15 protein-coding genes are annotated in these 17,693 nt (G+C 66.8%); 4 read left to right on the forward strand and 11 right to left on the reverse strand.

Annotated features, from left to right (window positions below; translation table 11 throughout):
- Nucleotides 1-47: 47 nt before the first annotated feature.
- The 3 genes from AC1DHY_RS07460 to coaE form a co-directional block, all read right to left on the reverse strand.
- Nucleotides 48-1,076, reverse strand: a complete 1,029-nt coding sequence (locus AC1DHY_RS07460) for a TerC family protein (RefSeq protein ID WP_476878379.1) — start codon at nt 1,074-1,076, stop codon at nt 48-50.
- 178 nt (nt 1,077-1,254) lie between these two features.
- Nucleotides 1,255-3,336, reverse strand: coding sequence for an excinuclease ABC subunit UvrB (gene uvrB, locus AC1DHY_RS07465; RefSeq protein WP_476878378.1), 2,082 nt, complete (start codon nt 3,334-3,336; stop codon nt 1,255-1,257).
- Nucleotides 3,337-3,376: 40 nt separating this feature from the next.
- Nucleotides 3,377-4,618 (reverse strand): dephospho-CoA kinase, encoded by a 1,242-nt coding sequence (coaE, locus tag AC1DHY_RS07470; protein WP_476878377.1) that lies wholly within the window; start codon nt 4,616-4,618, stop codon nt 3,377-3,379.
- A gap of 22 nt (nt 4,619-4,640) precedes the next feature.
- Here coaE and AC1DHY_RS07475 point away from each other — a divergent pair, with 22 nt between their 5' ends.
- From AC1DHY_RS07475 to AC1DHY_RS07485, 3 genes are all read left to right on the forward strand, one after another.
- Nucleotides 4,641-5,366 carry an IMPACT family protein gene (locus tag AC1DHY_RS07475; RefSeq protein ID WP_476878376.1) on the forward strand — a complete coding sequence of 242 codons (726 nt, stop codon included), beginning with the start codon at nt 4,641-4,643 and terminating at the stop codon, nt 5,364-5,366.
- Complete coding sequence (locus tag AC1DHY_RS07480; RefSeq protein WP_476878375.1) at nt 5,350-5,913, forward strand: GNAT family N-acetyltransferase; 564 nt, start codon at nt 5,350-5,352, stop codon at nt 5,911-5,913. Before AC1DHY_RS07475 ends, AC1DHY_RS07480 begins: the two co-directional genes overlap by 17 nt.
- A gap of 888 nt (nt 5,914-6,801) precedes the next feature.
- The gene (locus tag AC1DHY_RS07485; protein WP_476878374.1) at nt 6,802-7,239 is read left to right on the forward strand and encodes a DUF1810 domain-containing protein; all 438 of its coding nucleotides are present in this window, start codon (nt 6,802-6,804) and stop codon (nt 7,237-7,239) included.
- A 122-nt stretch (nt 7,240-7,361) separates the two neighbouring features.
- On the opposite strand, the gene rpsA is transcribed toward AC1DHY_RS07485, so the two are convergent.
- From rpsA to polA, 3 genes are all read right to left on the reverse strand, one after another.
- Nucleotides 7,362-8,837, reverse strand: a complete 1,476-nt coding sequence (rpsA, locus tag AC1DHY_RS07490) for a 30S ribosomal protein S1 (RefSeq protein ID WP_476903408.1) — start codon at nt 8,835-8,837, stop codon at nt 7,362-7,364.
- Between the two features lie 237 nt (nt 8,838-9,074).
- Nucleotides 9,075-10,361 carry a GNAT family N-acetyltransferase gene (locus AC1DHY_RS07495; RefSeq protein ID WP_476878372.1) on the reverse strand — a complete coding sequence of 429 codons (1,287 nt, stop codon included), beginning with the start codon at nt 10,359-10,361 and terminating at the stop codon, nt 9,075-9,077.
- A gap of 132 nt (nt 10,362-10,493) precedes the next feature.
- A complete protein-coding gene (gene polA, locus AC1DHY_RS07500) occupies nt 10,494-13,181 on the reverse strand; it encodes a DNA polymerase I (protein ID WP_476903482.1) in 2,688 nt (895 codons plus the stop codon).
- Nucleotides 13,182-13,380: 199 nt separating this feature from the next.
- Here polA and AC1DHY_RS07505 point away from each other — a divergent pair, with 199 nt between their 5' ends.
- Nucleotides 13,381-13,845, forward strand: coding sequence for a hotdog fold thioesterase (locus AC1DHY_RS07505; protein ID WP_476878370.1), 465 nt, complete (start codon nt 13,381-13,383; stop codon nt 13,843-13,845).
- A gap of 22 nt (nt 13,846-13,867) precedes the next feature.
- On the opposite strand, the gene AC1DHY_RS07510 is transcribed toward AC1DHY_RS07505, so the two are convergent.
- From AC1DHY_RS07510 to AC1DHY_RS07530, 5 genes are all read right to left on the reverse strand, one after another.
- Nucleotides 13,868-14,416, reverse strand: a complete 549-nt coding sequence (locus AC1DHY_RS07510; RefSeq protein WP_476878369.1) for a dihydrofolate reductase family protein — start codon at nt 14,414-14,416, stop codon at nt 13,868-13,870.
- Nucleotides 14,417-14,464: 48 nt separating this feature from the next.
- Nucleotides 14,465-14,686 carry a hypothetical protein gene (locus tag AC1DHY_RS07515; RefSeq protein ID WP_476878368.1) on the reverse strand — a complete coding sequence of 74 codons (222 nt, stop codon included), beginning with the start codon at nt 14,684-14,686 and terminating at the stop codon, nt 14,465-14,467.
- Nucleotides 14,683-15,894: an inorganic phosphate transporter gene (locus tag AC1DHY_RS07520; protein WP_476878367.1), complete on the reverse strand. Its 1,212-nt coding sequence runs from the start codon at nt 15,892-15,894 to the stop codon at nt 14,683-14,685. The genes AC1DHY_RS07515 and AC1DHY_RS07520 overlap by 4 nt, the downstream gene beginning before the upstream one ends.
- A gap of 162 nt (nt 15,895-16,056) precedes the next feature.
- Complete coding sequence (locus AC1DHY_RS07525; RefSeq protein ID WP_476903409.1) at nt 16,057-16,740, reverse strand: hypothetical protein; 684 nt, start codon at nt 16,738-16,740, stop codon at nt 16,057-16,059.
- A gap of 79 nt (nt 16,741-16,819) precedes the next feature.
- Complete coding sequence (locus tag AC1DHY_RS07530; RefSeq protein WP_476878365.1) at nt 16,820-17,689, reverse strand: universal stress protein; 870 nt, start codon at nt 17,687-17,689, stop codon at nt 16,820-16,822.
- Nucleotides 17,690-17,693: the final 4 nt, after the last annotated feature.

Genomic DNA, 17,693 nt, shown 5'->3' on the forward strand with positions numbered 1-17,693 from the left:
GCCGCGGCCCAGGCGCGTGGCCTGCCCGTTCGGTGCCCGCGTGGTGGCTACTCGGCGTCGCTGAGGCTCTTGCGGGAGTCCTCTTCCAGCCGGCTGTCGAGTTTGGCCTTGGAGGCCTTGGAGCTGAGCAGGCTGGCGACCACCGCGATGATGATCGTGCCGATGATCACGGCGAGCGAGACGAACGTGGGGATCTCCGGCGCCCATTCGATGTGCTTGCCGCCGTTGATGAACGGGAGTTCGTTCACGTGCATGGCGTGCAGCACCAGCTTGACGCCGATGAAGGCCAGGATGACCGAGAGCGCGTGCTTGAGGTAGATGAGCCGGCTCATGAGACCGCCCAGCAGGAAGTACAGCTGGCGCAAACCCATCAGGGCGAAGATGTTGGCCGTGAAGACGATGAAGGCGCTCTGGGTGAGGCCGAAGATGGCCGGGATGGAGTCCACGGCGAACAGCAGGTCCGTCAGGCCGATGGTCACGAAGACGATGAGCATCGGGGTGAAGACCTTTTTACCGTCCACCACGGCGCGGAGCTTGCCGCCGTCGAACTTGTCGGACATCGGCAGGACCCGGCGGATCCGGGCGATCAGCGGGTTTTCCTTGTCTTCCTCGTCTTCGCCCTCGTCCTGGGCCTGCTTCCATGCGGTCCAGAGCAGGAAGGCGCCGAAGATGTAGAAGATCCAGCTGAACTGTTCGATCACGATCGCGCCGAGCAGGATGAAGATGCCGCGCAGGACCAGGGCGATGATGATCCCGACCATAAGCACCTCCTGCTGGTACTTACGGGGTACCGAGAAGCGCGCCATGATGATGATGAACACGAACAGGTTATCGATGCTGAGGCTGTACTCGGTGACCCAGCCGGCGATGAACTGGCCGCCGTATTCCGGGCCGGTAAACATGAACATGGCGCCGGCGAAGACGAGGGCCAAGGCAATGTAGAAGGAGACCCAAAGGCTTGCTTCCTTCATGGAGGGCTCGTGCGGACGCTTCAGGACCAGGAGCAGGTCGACGGCGAGGATGAGGCCGAGGACGACAAAGGAGCCGATCTCAAACCAGAGGGGAAGTTCGGGCACGAAGTGACCTTTCGCAGGGTACAGCTCAGCGGTGTAAGTCTCTCCGGCTAGGCTCCCGCACCCGGGCCGTGGCCTCCGGTGTCAGTCTGCTGCCCGCTACGCCCGGCATGGCATCTGTGCCCTGCGTGTTGACGATCGTAGCGCTTGGGATACTCCCCTACGTTCCATCTACTTTACCTTAGGCGTGACCCGCCGACTGCATCTGGCGCAGCTCCTTCTTGAGATCGCCGACCTCGTCGCGGAGTCGTGCCGCCAGTTCGAACTGCAACTCGCCGGCTGCCGCGTGCATCTGCTCCGTGAGTTGTTCGATCAGGCCCACCAGGTCCTCGGCGGGGGCGGCGGCAAGTCCGTCGGTGCGGACCTTGGCCCCGCCCTTGCCCTTGCCGCGGGCCTTGTTCGCGCTGGCCAGCAGCTCGCGGGTATCCGCGTCTTCCTTGGCCAGCTGGTCGGTGATGTCGGCGATCTTCTTGCGCAGCGGCTGCGGGTCGATCCCCCGCTCGGTGTTGTAGGCCACCTGGATGGCCCGGCGGCGGTTGGTCTCGTCGATGGCCTGGGCCATGGAATCGGTAATCCGGTCCGCGTACATGTGAACCTGGCCGGAGACGTTTCGGGCGGCACGGCCGATGGTCTGGATCAGGGACGTCGCGGAGCGGAGGAATCCTTCCTTGTCCGCGTCGAGGATGCTGACCAGCGAGACCTCGGGCAGGTCCAGGCCTTCACGGAGCAGGTTGATGCCGACCAGGACGTCAAAGACGCCCATCCGGAGTTCGCGGAGCAGCTCCACGCGGCGCAGGGTGTCTACGTCTGAGTGCAGGTATTCGACTTTAACGCCGTGGCCCAGCAGGTAGTCGGTGAGGTCCTCCGCCATCCGTTTGGTCAGGGTGGTGACCAGCACGCGTTCGTTGTTGGCGGTGCGGGTGCGGATCTCACCCAGCAGATCATCGATCTGGCCCTTGGTGGGCTTGACGATCACTTCCGGGTCGATCAGGCCGGTGGGCCGGATGATCTGCTGCACGAATCCGTCGGCCTTGCCGAGCTCGTATTTGCCCGGGGTCGCGGAGAGGTACACGGTCTGGCCGACACGCTCGAGGAATTCGTCCCATTTGAGCGGACGGTTGTCCATGGCCGACGGCAGCCGGAAACCGAAGTCCACCAGGTTCCGTTTGCGGGACATGTCGCCCTCGTACATGGCACCGATCTGCGGGACCGTAACGTGGGATTCGTCGATCACGAGCAGGAAATCGTCCGGGAAGTAGTCCAGGAGGCAGTGCGGAGCCGTCCCGCGGGCACGGCCGTCAATGTGCGACGAGTAGTTCTCGATGCCGTTGCAGAAGCCCATCTGCTGCATCATCTCAAGGTCATAGGTGGTGCGCATCCGCAGCCGCTGGGCCTCGACGAGCTTGTTCTGGCTCTCCAGGACCTTGAGCCGGTCGGCAAGTTCGTCTTCGATCCGTTTGATCGCCCGGGCCATCCGCTCGGGGCCGGCGACGTAGTGCGAGGCCGGGAAGACGTACATTTCCTCTTCCTCGCGCAGCACTTCACCGGTGAGCGGGTGCAGGGTCTGGATGTTTTCGATCTCGTCGCCGAAGAACTCGATCCTGATGGCCAGTTCCTCGTACATCGGGATGATCTCCACGGTGTCGCCGCGAACCCGGAAGGTCCCGCGGTGGAAGTCCATGTCGTTGCGGGCGTACTGCATGGAGACGAACTTCCGGAGCAGGTCGTCACGGTTCATTTCCGCGCCCTTGCGCAGGGTGACCATGCCGGAAATGTACTCTTCCGGCGTGCCCAGGCCGTAGATGCAGGACACGGTGGCCACCACGATCACGTCGCGGCGGGTGAGGAGTGCGTTCGTGGCGGAGTGCCGGAGCCGCTCCACTTCCTCGTTGATGGAGGAGTCTTTCTCGATGAAGGTGTCCGTCTGGGCCACGTAGGCCTCAGGCTGGTAGTAGTCGTAGTAGGAGACGAAGTACTCCACCGCGTTGTTCGGCAGCAGCTCACGGAATTCGTTGGCCAGCTGGGCGGCGAGGGTCTTGTTCTGCACCATCACGAGGGTGGGGCGCTGGACCTGCTCGACCAGCCACGCCGTTGTGGCGCTTTTACCCGTACCGGTGGCGCCCAGGAGCACCACGTCCTTTTCGCCATTCTTGATGCGCTCGGTCAGCTCGGCGATCGCGGCCGGCTGGTCGCCGGCCGGTTTGAACTCGCTGATGACTTCGAAGGGCGCCACAACACGGTTGATTTCCTGGGCAAGGCTCATGTTCCTAATCTACCGCTGCCCTCCGACAGGAAACCCTGATTCAGCTTTGGGCGCTACCCTGCGGTCCTGCGGCGGCGTACGACGGCGGCCGCCAGCCCGTTCGGCGGGCCCACTCATCCATCCGAGGGGCGGCCTGCGCAGTGAACCAGTCTTCTTTGTCTGCGGCGTAGGCCGCCGTGGACTTGTCCACCCCGTGCCGCCGCGCGGCGCGCCGCTTTTCGGCGAGGTAGTCGGTCCGCGCGGCGTCGTCGTCGCGCAGCCAGTCCCGGAAGCACAGGGCATAGCGCCAGCCCGGGGAGCCGGCAGCCCGGACGTGCAGGTTCACTGGCCGGCCCGGGTCCGCGCTGCCGTGGACGCGCTTGTCCCAGGCCGCAGGGTCCGGGTGGCCGGGCTTCGGGTTGTCGGGGCCGCTGCCCGGCCAGCGCGGGAATCCCGCTTCCGCCAGCAGCGGCTCCAGCCGGTCCGCGGCGGCGAGGTCGCGGACGGTGAGCTGCAGGTCCAGGACGTCCTTGGCGGCCAGCCCGGGAACCGCCGTCGAGCCGATGTGGTCGACGCCGAGGATGTCCTGCGGGGACACTGCCCGGAGCCGGGCGATGAGCCGGGCTGCCTCGGCTGTCCAGGCCGGGTTGGCGGGGCTGAGCACCGGCCCGCCGGTGCGCGGCGCCAGCCGGTGTTTGACCAGGTTCTCCGCGAACGGCACTAGCCGGCCGGACCAGAGCCGGTCCACGGCGTCGCGCAGTTCCTCCCTGGCGCCGGAATTGTCCAGGACCACATCCGCCGCTGCCAGCCGATGCTCGCGTGTTGCCTGGGCGCCCATTCTGGACCGGGCCTCATCGACCGTCATCTTCCGGTGCTCGACCATCCGCTGAATCCTGAGGTCTTCGGGTGCGTCGACCACCACCACCAGGTGGAAGTTGGCGCCCTGGCCGGTCTCGACCAGCAATGGGATGTCCTGGACCACGACGGCGCCTTTGGGGGCGGCAGCGGCGATGGCGGCGGCCCGTTCCCGGACGAGGGGGTGGATGATGCCGTTCAGCACGGCCAGCCGCTCGGGGTTTCCGAAGACGAGGGCGGCCAGGCGGGCGCGGTCCAGGGCGCCGTCGGATCCCACCACGGTAGAACTGAAGGCCGCCACAACGCGCGCCAGCCCGGGCGTGCCCGGTTCCACGACCTCGCGCGCCAGGGCGTCGGCGTCGACCACCACGGCCCCAAGCTCGCGCAGCCGCGAGGCCACCACTGACTTCCCTGAGGCGATGCCGCCCGTCAACCCGATCTTCAGCACCCCACCAGACTAAACTGAAGCGGTGCCAGTCGACGCGGTTTCCCCGGAAAGCAAGGCCAGCGCTTTCCCGGACAGCAGAGCCACGGCGTACACCACGCTGGCGGCCGGCGGCAGCTTCCGGCACGAGCTGGAGATCAAACGGTCCCGTTTCATTACCGTCCTGCAGCGCACGGCCGACGAGGACCAGGCCCGGGTGCTGGTGGCGTCGCTCCGCCGGGAATTCCATGACGCCCGGCACCACTGCTCGGCGTTCGTACTGGGCCCAGACCGTGAGGTGCAGCGCTCCAGCGACGACGGCGAACCCTCGGGAACGGCGGGTATCCCCATGCTGGAGGCCCTGCTGAAACGCGAAACCGGGCCCGGCCTGACCGACCTCAGTGACGTGACCGCCGTCGTCGTCCGCTACTTCGGCGGCATCCTGCTCGGTGCGGGCGGACTGGTGCGGGCGTACTCGGAATCGGTGTCTTCCGCACTGGAACGCGCGCCCCTGGTGCGGCGGCAGCGGCTGCGGATCTGTGCCGTGCCGGTCCCCCACGCTTCCGCCGGCCGGCTTGAAAACGACCTCCGCGCCGCCGGGTTCCTCATGGCCGGGACCAGTTACGATGCGCAGACAACGGTGCTCCGGCTGGCGTTGCCGGACAGCCCGGCCGGGCTGGAGCAGGCGTCGGCGCGGCTGGCTGAACTCTCGGCCGGAACTGCTGTGCTGTCGCCGGAAGGAACGGAGTGGGTCGATGCCGCCATCAACTGAGCCGTTACCGGTGGTAGCGCTGGTCGACGTGACGAACGCGGTGCTGGACGGGCTTCTGGCCGTGGCGTTGCATGACGCCGACGCCGACGAGGTCACCCCGCCGCTCGGCACGGCCGCCGGTTGGAACACCGAACGGATCAGCTGGTTCCGCGCCTACCACCGCGCCGCGGCGGCCGGGCTGGACGGTCCGGCCCGGCAGCGGACCTGGGCCATCACCGCCGACGGGGAGCTGGCAGGGTCGGTCCGATTGATGCGGGTGGACGGGGGTGGGGGTGATGTTCGTGCTCCGGAAGCCGGGGGCACGCTGGGTCCGCAGGACGGGGGCACGCTGGAGACCGGCATCTGGCTGGGCCGGAGTTTTCGCGGCCGGGGCATCGGCGGGGAGGCCCTGCGGCTCATCAAGCTCCAGGCAGCTGAGGCGGGAGCAGCCGACCTGGTGGCGGAAACGACCCCAGGCAACCTCGCCGCGCAGGCCCTATTGCGTTCGCTGGGTGCCGAACTGACATCAAACGACCAGCGGGTCCGGGCGACCTTCAAGCTTCCCTAGCGCGCGGGCTGCACCGGCGCACCGACGGATGGACATGCCCATCCCTGCCTCGCCGCGACGGACATGTCCACCGGCGGCCCTCAGTAATGGGCATGACGCCACTATGTCCAACGCCCGGCACCAAGCAGGGGCATGCTCGTACCTCGGCCGGCCCACGGAAGGGCATGCCCATACCCACCACCCCAGGACGGACATGTCCATCGGCGGACGTCAGCAATGGGCGTGATGCCACTATGTCCAACGGCCGGCACCAAGGATGGGCATGTCCGTCCCTACGCCGGCCCACGAAAGGGCATACCCATCCCCACCACCCAAGGACGGACATGTCCATCGGCGGACATCAGCAATGAGCATGATGCCACCATGTCCAACGGCCGGCACCAAGGATGGGCATGCTCGTCCCTACGCCGGCCCACGGAAGGGCATACCCATCCCCACCACCCAAGGACGGACATGTCCATCGGCGGACCCAGCGAATGGGCATGTTGGCCTTTGCGACCAACTCCGCATACCAGGGATGGACATGCTCGTCCCTAAGGCGGCCCAAGGAAGGGCGTGCCCATCGCTCACAACCACGGACGGACATGTCCAACGGCGGACCTCAGCAATGAGCATGATGCCACTATGTCCAATGCCCGGCACCACGGATGGGCATGTCCGTCCGTGGTGGAGCGGGGTGCGCCAGTTCCAGATGGTTGTTGCGGGAGGCGGGGCGGTGCTTGGATGAAGGGGATACGGGGCGAACCCCAGAAGCGCGCAACTCACCGGGCTCTCGAGGGCGTCTGTGACGGTCCAATGCGGAGGCCCGATGTTGCCTGGTGGCGCGCCGGAGACCACCGCAGACGCTCAGGGCTACCGCGGAGCGCCAAGACAACGAGGAGAACTGACGTGGATGATCCGTACAACCTGGCCCGTTTCGTCGAGGCGCAGGACTCGGCGGGCACATACCGGCAGGCGCTGTCGGAACTGCGTGCCGGGTCCAAGCGAAGTCATTGGATGTGGTTCATTTTTCCGCAGATCGCCGGGCTCGGGTTCAGCGCCACCTCGCGGAAGTATGCGATCGCCTCGGTCGACGAAGCCCGGGCCTATCTGGACCACCCGGTCCTGGGCGGCCGGCTGCGGGAGTCGTGTGACGCCGTCGTCGCCGTCGAGGGACGAACCGCAGAGCAGATCTTCGGCGGCATCGACGCGCGGAAACTTCACTCGTCGGCAACCCTGTTCCACCGGGCGGCCCAGGGGGAGCCGGTCTTTCAGCAAATTCTGGACAAGTACTTCGACAGCGAACCTGACGTTGCCACGGATCGCGTGCTCGGCAACGGCGCCTGACCGGCCGGGCCGCAGCCGGTCCCGCCGCAGCCACCCCCACCCCGCCCCTTAAACCACAACGGGCCCCCGCACATGGCGGGGACCCGTGGTGGCTGGCCCGGGCAAACCCGGGCCGGTGGCAACTAGTTGCCGGTCAGCTTCTCGCGCAGGGCAGCGAGGGCCTCGTCCGAAGCAAGCGTGCCTGCACCGGTCTCGGTCGCAGCCGGCTCGGAGGAGTAGCTGGTGGTGCCGGAGTCGCTCTCACCGGACGTTGCAGCAGCAGCGTCGTCGGCAGCGTGCTGGGCAACCTGCTTCTTGTGGGCTTCCCAGCGGGTCTGGGCGTCAGCGTACTGCTGCTCCCAGGCGGCGCGCTGCGTCTCGTAGCCTTCAAGCCACTCGTTGGACTCCGGATCGAAGCCCTCCGGGTACTTGTAGTTGCCCTCTTCGTCGTACTCAGCGGCCATGCCGTAGAGAGCCGGATCGAATTCGGTGCTGTCGGCGTCGACGCCCTCGTTGGCCTGCTTGAGGGACAGCGAGATGCGGCGGCGTTCGAGGTCGATGTCGATGACCTTGACGAACAGCTCGTCGCCAACGGAGACAACCTGCTCGGCCAGCTCAACGTGGCGCACGGCGAGCTCGGAGATGTGGACCAGGCCTTCGATGCCGTCTTCGACGCGAACGAACGCACCGAACGGAACCAGCTTGGTGACCTTACCCGGAACAACCTGGCCGAGGGCGTGGGTGCGAGCGAAGGTCTGCCACGGATCTTCCTGCGTAGCCTTGAGCGACAGGGAAACGCGCTCGCGGTCCAGGTCGACCTCGAGAACCTCGACGGTGACTTCCTGGCCAACTTCGACAACCTCGGACGGGTGGTCGATGTGCTTCCAGGACAGCTCGGAAACGTGAACGAGGCCGTCTACGCCGCCCAGGTCCACGAAGGCACCGAAGTTGACGATGGAGGAAACGACGCCGGGACGGACCTGGCCCTTTTCCAGCTTGTTGAGGAACGTGGAGCGGACCTCGGACTGGGTCTGCTCGAGCCAGGCACGGCGGGACAGAACAACGTTGTTGCGGTTCTTGTCCAGTTCGATGATCTTGGCTTCGATCTGCTGACCGATGTACGGAGCCAGGTCGCGCACACGGCGCATCTCGACGAGGGATGCGGGCAGGAAGCCGCGCAGGCCGATGTCGAGGATAAGACCACCCTTGACAACTTCGATGACGGTACCGGTGACGACGCCGTCTTCTTCCTTGACCTTCTCGATGTCGCCCCAGGCACGCTCGTACTGAGCACGCTTCTTGGAGAGGATCAGACGGCCTTCTTTGTCTTCCTTGGTGAGCACCAGGGCTTCGACCTGATCGCCAACGGAGACGACGTCTCCGGGGTCAACGTCGTGCTTGATGGAAAGCTCGCGGGAGGGAATGACACCTTCGGTCTTGTAACCGATGTCGAGCAGAACTTCGTCGCGGTCGACCTTGACGACGGTACCTTCGACGAGGTCTCCGTCGTTGAAGTACTTGATGGTCGCGTCGACAGCTGCGAGGAAGTCCTCAGCGGTACCGATGTCGTTAATCGCGACGACGGGGGTACCGGGCTTCTCGGTGGAGGTGATGGTCATGTAGTAGGGGCTCCGTTGTGGATAGTTAGTCGGTCAGGCAAACCGTCCCGACCGCGTCGGCGACACGGGCGAAGAGCGCGGCGAATCAAAGGCGATCAGCCGGGTCATCCTGATTTTGTGGATTTAGTTGCGCACACGTAGTACACGCCCGTTTAGTCTAGTCGTTTCCGCCAACGCGGGTCAAAGCGCGACGGGTCCGCCGGCCCCGTCGCGCTGCCCGTCGTCCTAGGCGTTGTCCTAGAAGTGGGTCAGGCAGTGCGGCGCGCGCTCGACGGCGAACATCAGCCGCGCAGCCAGGGCCGCCCCGGCCGAATGTTCGGCCACCCTGCCTGCGGAAGCCAGGGTCACGGGGCAGACGGCGCCGAGGTAGATCGAGCCGAGATCGGCCACATCCAGGGACAGGTCCGGCGCCGCTTCCGGCGAGGGCGTAACGGTGGCCTCTCCCCCGGCGACCGCCAGTGTGAACGTTCCGGCAGCGAATCCGAGGCTGTCGGCGACACGGAGCACCAGCGAACCGTCGGTCGGGTAGCGCCGCGCGGCCAGGGCTTTCTGCACATCCAGGACCCGCAGCCAGAGCATGTCCCGGGCGTCCGAGGCGTCCACGCAGCGCGGATCCTGCAGCGCCCACGGCAGTGGGTCGTCCACGGGAGCCTCGTCCCACGTCACACGCTCCACCAGGTCGATGGCGCCGAGGTACTGCCACAGTTCCAGGTACGCGTCGCGGGTGGCCGCCACCAGGTCCACGACCTCCATTGTGTACGGAGTGCTCGACCAGCCGCCGAACCGGTAGGAGACGTAGCCGTCCACATCGCCCTCGGGCCCGTAGTGCAGCGCGACCTTGACCTTCGGGTCCTCGTTGTCCTCGCGGCTGATGGAGCCGGAGACGAACTGCCGGTAGAACTCGTGCCGGCCGATGGAGCCCGGCGTCAGGCGGTGCGTGCGGTCGAAGACGACCGGGGCCAGCTCAAGGAGCACCTTGGGGTCCGCCACCTCGACGCTGCCCACCGGGGTGTGGTTGACGACGAAACGGGAGCTCGTGTCGACCTTGATCGACTGTTCGGACGTCGCGACGCCGAAGCCGAACCGGCCGTAGATGGACGCTTCCGAGGCGGTCAGCGCCGCCATGGCCAGGCCTTCCTGCTGTGCCTGTCCCAGCTCGTCGGCCATCATGCGGCGCAGCAGCCCGCGGCGGCGGTGCGACGTCCTGACGGTCACGGCGGTCACGAGCCGGGTGTCCAGGAGCCGCCCGAAGCCGATGTTCAGCGTTTTGGTCATGGTGCCGAAGGTCGCCACGGGAACGCCAGGCTCGAGTGCATGGGTGGCGACGGGACCGGTCTGGTAGACGCCGGTCAGGATCCGCCCGTCCGCACGCTGCATCTCCAGTCCCCGGTCGACCCGCTCGTCGCTGCGCCGGGCGTCGTGGAAACCGAAGGCGACGGCGCGCATCCAGGCGACGGACTCCGGGTATGCCGGGTGCTCCTTCGCCGCAGGTTCGAAGCGCCGGATTTCGTACTGCTCTGCCACGTGATTCTCCCCTTGAATAACTGCAACGTTGAAAAACCTGAAAACCTGGTGGCGCCGCAGCGTCAGTCCCACACCACCCCGGGCACCAGGCCGCGCCGGCCCGGCACTAGCCCCCGGTTTTAGTGCCCGGTTTTAGTGCCCGGCCTCGTACCAGCTGGCGCCGATGCCGATCTGGACGTCGAGCGGAACGCTAAGATCCGCAGCGGACCCCATCTGCTCGGTGACGAGCTTCTCGACCGCCTCGCGTTCGCCCTCGGCCACCTCGAGGACCAGTTCATCATGGACCTGCAGGAGCATCCGTGATTTCAGCCCCTGCTCGGCCAGCGCGCCGGAAACACCCAGCATGGCCCGCTTGATGATGTCCGCGGCAGAGCCCTGGATCGGCGAGTTCAGCGCCACCCGCTCCGCGTTCTCACGCAGCTGCCGGTCGGTGCTGGTCAGGTCCGGGAGGTACCGGCGGCGGCCTTCGATGGTGGCCGTGTATCCGTCGATCCTGGCTTGGTCCACCACCCCGCGCAGGTAGTCGCGGACGGCGCCGAAGCGGTCGAAGTAGTCCTTCATGAGGGTCCGGGCCTCGTCGACGGAAATCTCCAGCTGCTTCGACAGGCCGAAGGACGTCAGTCCGTAGGCGAGGCCGTAAGACATGGCCTTGACCTTCGAGCGCATGGCGCTGGTGACCTGGTCGGTGGGCACGTGGAAGATGTTGGAGCCGACGAACCGGTGCAGGTCCTCGCCGTCCTTGTACGCCTGGATCAGGCCGGCGTCGCCGGAGAGGTGGGCCATGATCCGCATCTCGATCTGCGAGTAGTCGGCCGAGAGCAGGCACTCGTAGCCGTCGCTGACCACAAAGATGCCGCGGACCCGGCGGCCCTCCTCGCTGCGGATCGGGATGTTCTGCAGGTTGGGATTGTTCGAGGAAATCCGGCCGGTGGCGGCGACGTTCTGGGCGTAAGTGGTGTGGATGCGCCCGTCCTCCGTCACGGATTTCTTCAGCGACTCCAGCATCTGGCGAAGCTTCGAGGATTCCCGGTGCGCCATCAGCTGGACCAGGAATTCGTGGCCGGTTTTTTCCAGCAGGTTTTTCAACGATGCCGCATCAGTGGTGTACCCGGACTTGATCTTCTTGGTCTTGGGCAGGCCCAACTCCTCGAACAGGACGGTCTGGAGCTGCTTGGGCGAACCGAGGTTCACCTCGTGGCCGATCGCCGCGAACGCCAGTTCCTGGGCATTGTCGATCACCTTGGCGAGGTCGGAGAGCTGCTCGTCCATCCGGGGCATGTCGATGGCGATGCCGGCCAGTTCCATGTCCGCGAGGACCCGGCTGACGGGAAGTTCAAGGGTGGTCAGCAGGTCCTGGGCTTTGCGCTCCCGGAGTTCGGCCTCGAAGTAGCGGCTCAGGGCCCCGACGACGGCGGCGACATGGACCAGCGCTCCGGCGGCTGCCGCGTCGTCGCCGTCGAACGCCAGCTCCAGCTGGCCCTCCTTGGCGGCGTCGGCCGACACCGAGACGTTGAGGTGGTGCAGGGCCAGTTCGGCGAGCTCGTAGCTGCGGCGGTCCGGCTGGATGAGGTAGCCCGAGATGGAGGTGTCATCCACCACCCCGTCGAGGGCGAGTCCGCGGGCGGTCAGGGCCTTCAGCGCGGCCTTGAACCCGTGCACCACCTTCGGTGCCTGCGCGTCCCGCAGCCAGTCTGCCAGGACGTTCTCGGCGTCGGCGTCCTGGCGGGAGAGCTCGATGTACGCCGCGGCGTCGTCGCGGACGATCGCCAGCGCGCTGGCGTCCTCGCCGATCCGGCCGGGGACCAGCTCAACGGCGACGGCTGAACGCTTGCCCGCCCCGGCGGCCAGGAAGGCGCTGAGCTGGGCGGCGTCCGCCGGGGTGATGAACTCCGGCATGTCGAGGGTTTCGCGCTCGGCCTCCGTCACTTCACTGCCGTAGAGGGCGAAGAGCCGGGTCCGGATGGTTTTGAATTCGAGGGCATCGAACAGTTCCTCCAGGGCGGCCTGGTCCGGGCGCGGGTCCGCCAGGTCCTCGAGCGTGACGGGCAGTTCGAGGTCCGTTCGAAGCCGGTTGAGCTGCCGGTTGCGTTTGACGTCCTCCACGTTCTCGCGCAGCGCGTCACCGACCTTCCCGCCGATCGTGTCCAGGTTCTCCAGGACGCCTTCCAAGCCGCCGTAGAGGTTGATCCATTTGGCGGCCGTTTTGGGTCCGACGCCGGGAACGCCCGGCAGGTTGTCCGCGCTCTCGCCCACCAGGGCGGCGAGGTCCGAGTACTGGGCGGGGGTGACGAAGTACTTGTCCTGGATGGCGCCCGCGTCCATCCGGGGGATGTCGCTGACGCCCTTCTTGGGGTAGAGCACGAACACGTTGTCGGTGATGAGCTGGAACGCGTCGCGGTCACCGGAGACCAGCAGGACCTCGTAGCCGGCTTTCTCGCCCATGGCGGCCAGCGTGGCCAAAATGTCATCCGCTTCCCAGCCGGGCATCTTGATGGTCTTGATGCCCCAGGCGCCCATAACCTTGTCAATGAGGTCGATCTGGCCGCTCATTTCCCGCGGCGTCTCGTTGCGTCCACCCTTGTAGCCGTCGTACTCGGCCTTGCGGTGCGTCGTGTCATCGGAGACGTCGAAGGCCACCGCCACGTGGGTGGGCTTTTGTTCCTTGATCAGATTGATCAGCATGGACGTGAAGCCGTGGACGGCGTTGGTGTGCTGCCCTGCCGCGGTGGAGAACTTGTCAGCGGGCAGCGCGAAGAACGCGCGGAACGCCATCGAGTGGCCGTCCAGCACCAGCAGCCGGGGCTGGTCCGTGAGGGGGATGACCGGCGCCTCGGTCGCGGAAACCTCCGCCGACCGGCCGCGCGGCTTCTTCACCGCGTCGGCCACGAGCACGGAGCCCCCGGCAATGTCCGTCAGGGTTTCCGGGGCGGTGCCTGCGGCGGCGTCCGTTGCGGTGCCCGCGGCAGAAAGGGATGGGGCCGGTTTGGTAGTTTCGCTCACAGGTGCCAGCCTAGTTGCCATGATCGACAATTTCACGCCCGCCCCGTTCGCCGCCGAACTCGAGGCGGCCGGTGTTCCCGCGGAACTGCATGGCTGGCTGGGCCGGATGGGCGTGGGCGCCCTGGTGGTAAAGATGGGGATCCACTTCCTGGAACTGGGCCCGGAGCGGACGGTCGCCACCATGCCGGTGGAGGGCAACACCCAGGTTGCGGGGATCCTGCACGGCGGCGCGCATGTGGTGCTGGCCGAAACCCTGGGATCCTTCGCGGCGGCGATGCACGCGGGGCCGGGGCGGCAGGCACTGGGGATAGAGGTCGGCGCGACCCATCACCGGTCCATCGCGTCCGGGACCGTCACGGGAACGTGCACGGCCATCCACCTCGGCCGGACCCTGACGACGCACGAAATCGTGATGACCGATGAGCAGGGCCGCAGGCTCTCCACGGCACGGATCACGAACCTGCTCCGCGACATCGACGCCTAACTCCTCCGCTCGTAAGGCCTGCTCAGGTACCGGCCGGGAGGCGGTAGCGGAGCTCGACGATGCCGCGGCCCATGGCCCGCGAGGCAGTCAACTCAAGCGGCGCCGTCGGCCGGGCCAGCGGGAGCAGCGGTTTCCCGGCGCCCAGGATCACGGGAATAACGGAGATGATCAGTTCCTGGAGGAGCCCGGCGGCGGCGAACTGGGCGGCCAGGACTCCCCCGCCGACCACCCAGACGTTCTGTCCGGCCGCGGCGTCCGTCAGGTCCTCGGCGAACTCGCCCACCGGTCCGCGGACGAAGGTGATGTTGGCGCCTTTCGGGGCGGGCAGTTCGTGGTGGGTGAAAACCCAGCAGGGTACGCCCGGGTAGGGCCAGTGGTCCGGTTCGTGCTCCAAGAGCCAGCTATAGGTCCCGCCGCCCATAACGATGCACCCGACGTCGGCCATAAAGGCGTCGTAACTGTCCTGGCCGCCGCCGAATCCGTCGAACTGCAGGAGCCAGTCGAGGTTGTCATCCGTGGTGGCGATGAAGCCGTCCACGGATGTGGCGACGAAGTACTGGAACAGCGGCATGGGCCCAGCGTAGCCAGTCCCGGCCGCTAAGCCCAGTGGGCCGTCAGGCTACTTGCTGAAGTACGGAATGATCAGGTACAGCCCGAAGAGCACGGCCACGCCGCACAGGCCGAAGCAGATGTAGGACAGCGGCCGGATCCAGGCGGGCTGGGTATTCCGCACGTCCCCGGCGATCGCGGTGAGCCGCACGCCGAGGGCGTACAGGACGACGACGGTCACGGCGGCGACGAGGGTTGCCCCGGCGACCATCACGAGTTCAAGCCATTTCATTTACGGCCACCCTTGGAGTTGTTGGTGCGGCTGACCGCAGCCGCCTTCTTCTTCGCGAACCGGATGGCCTGGCCGGCTTCTTCGACCTCGACGGCGTTGTGGTGGCCGACGTGGGACTTCCGGGAGGCGACGAACATGTAGACGACGGCGCCCGTGCCGGCGATTGCGGCGATCACGAATCCGACCGGTCCGGTGTGCACCAGGAGCGCGGTGAGGGCACCGACGATCCCGGCGGCCGGGAGGGTAAAGAGCCAGCCGACGACGATTTTGCCGGCGGTGCCCCAGCGAACGGTGGTGCCGCGGCGGCCCATACCCGAGCCGATGACCGAGCCGGACGCCACGTGGGTGGTGGAGAGCGCGAAGCCGAGGTGGGAGGAGGCGAGGATCGCGGCGGCGGTGCTGGTTTCCGCGGCGAAGCCCTGGGCGGGCTTGACGTCGGTGAGGCCGGAGCCCATGGTGCGGATGATCCGCCAGCCGCCGGAGTAGGTGCCGATCGCGATGGCGAGGGCACAGGCCGCGATGACCCAGAACTGCGGGCCGGAGCCCGGGGCCTGGCTGCCGGCCGAGATCAGGACCAGGGTGATGATGCCCATGGTCTTCTGCGCGTCATTGGTGCCGTGGGCCAGGGCGACCAGGCTGGAGGTGAAGATCTGCCCGGTGCGGAACCCGCCGCGCTTCTGGGTGAGCTTGCTGCCGGTCTCCGGGTCGTGCCGGGAGGTCAGTGCGTAGGCGAGCCTGGTGCACACATACGCCACGAGGGCTGCGATGACCGGGGCGAAGACGGCCGGCAGGAGGACCTTCTGCAGCACCGAGGTGAAGTTGACGGAATTCAGGCCGATGCCGGCGATCGCCGCACCGATCAGGCCGCCAAAGAGTGCGTGCGAGGAACTGGAGGGCAGGCCCTTGAGCCAGGTGATCATGTTCCACAGGATCGCGCCCATCAGCCCGGCGAAGATGATGTCCGGGGTGATCTGGACGCCGTCGGACCCTTCCCGGATGATGCCGCCGGAGACCGTCTTGGCCACTTCGGTGGAGAGAAACGCGCCGACGAGGTTCAGCACCGCGGCGAGGGCGACGGCGGTCCGGGGCTTGATGGCACCCGTGGCGATGGGCGTGGCCATCGCGTTGGCGGTGTCGTGAAATCCATTGGTGAAGTCAAAGAACAGAGCCAGCGCTATAACCAGCGCCACCATTATGGTGATTTCCACCTGTTGCCCAATCTGCAGAGTCGACGGTCAGCAGTTTCATTCCCCGTGGCGGCCTTGTTTTCTCATGTTCATCCGCTGGTTGGCGGCATGACGTGTGCGGTTCACCAAAGCTCTCCTGAAACCCTATAGATCGTACGTGCCAATCAGTGCAGGGCAAAACGCCTAGCCGTGCGCCGGCCGCGGTGCCGGTCCGGTATCGAGCATGCCGGCGATTTTCTCCTCCAGCGCCGCCAGCGTCGCTTCGGGCAGGACGATCAGGCCGTCGAGTTCCCGGCGCGCCCGTTTGTATGCCGTCTGCCGCTCGGCCGGTGTGGCTGCGGCGTCGGATGCGATCCTCAGCAGCTTCCGGGCGGTGGCGAGCCGTTCGCGTTCCGGGCCGGTGAAATTGCTGTCCTTGATCCGCCGGGCCTCGCGTTCGGCAACGTCAAAGGCCAGTTCGAAGCCGCGAACGGCGGCCCGGTACTCCGAGAGCCGGGCGGCCGTGCTGATCTGCGCCGGGGTGGCGGGCCGCAACCCGTCGGCTTCGCGTTTGGCCCGCAGGAACGCCACGGTCAGCGGTTCCCGGACATCGGTCATCACGGGGAAGTCAATGAGCTTGCCGATGTCCAGTTCGTAGTCCAGCCAGCGCCGGTTGACGTCGTCATGGGCATCGACCAGGGCCTGCACCTCGCCGACGCCGGCCTTCTCCACCTCGGCCTCGTGGTTCTTGAGCCGGTAGAGCTCCACCTTGCGGCGGTGCCGGCGTTCGGCCGCTTTGCTCCAGGACCGAGCCCAGCTGCCCAGCAGCGCGCTCATGGGGAACACGAGCCACCAGTTATGGCCGATGAAGTTGAAAAATGGATCCACGGAATCATCCTCCCACCGGGCCCGGGCAGCGGAAAGCCCCCTGCGGGAGGGGGCTCTCCGCCCAGCGGCGCCGGGGCGCCTAGTCCGTGTGCTTGACCTTGTGGACGCGCGTGACCACGGTGGGGCACGGCACGTTGAGCAAGACTGCGTGGGCCGTGGACCCGAGGACAAGGCGCGAGAAGCCGCCCCGCCCCCGGCTGCCCACCACCAGGAGCCGGGCTTCCCGGGCGAGATCCACCAGCGCTTTGGCCGGTTCGGTGTCCGTTTCCAGCCGCTGGTGGATGACGAGATCGGGGTATTTGTCGCCGAGTCCGGCCACCGATTCGGCCAGGACAATCCGGTCCTCCTCGACGATCGACTCGGCGAGTCCGCTCTCGGGCAGTTGGCGTTCCACCCAGCGGGCCGGGCTCCGGAAGGCCATGACCACGGTCAGCTCGTCACCGCCGCGGTCGGCTTCGGCGGCGGCGAAGGCCACGGCCTGGAGCGACTCTTCGGACCCGTCCACCCCAACCACGACGCCGCGTGCCCCCGCTGCGGGCTCGCGCGGTACAACCGCGACGGGACCATCGGATGCGGTGACGATCTGCAGGGCGCGGTCCGTCAGGGGGCCGCCGTCCATCCAGTGTTTGTCGTGGACGCCGACCACCACCATGGTGGCTTCCTGGGACGCCTCCCGCAGCGCCGAGCCGGGGCTTCCGTGCCGCAGTTGGACGTCGACGTCGATGTCGGGCGCCTTGCTCTTCGCGGCCGTCTTCGCTTTTTCCAGGAGTTCCAGGCCCGATTCACGAATGAGCTCGTGGTACTGGAAATCCGGTGACATCCACCGGTCGTCCACGGCGTGGACGCAGACCACCGGCAGCTTTTGCCGGGCAGCGCGGTCCAGCGCCCAGGCCAGCGCGGCTTCGCTGCCCGCTGAACCGTTGATCCCGACGACGATTGGTTTACTCATGCTG

It is taken from the genome of Arthrobacter sp. 05L44, assembly GCF_056397605.1.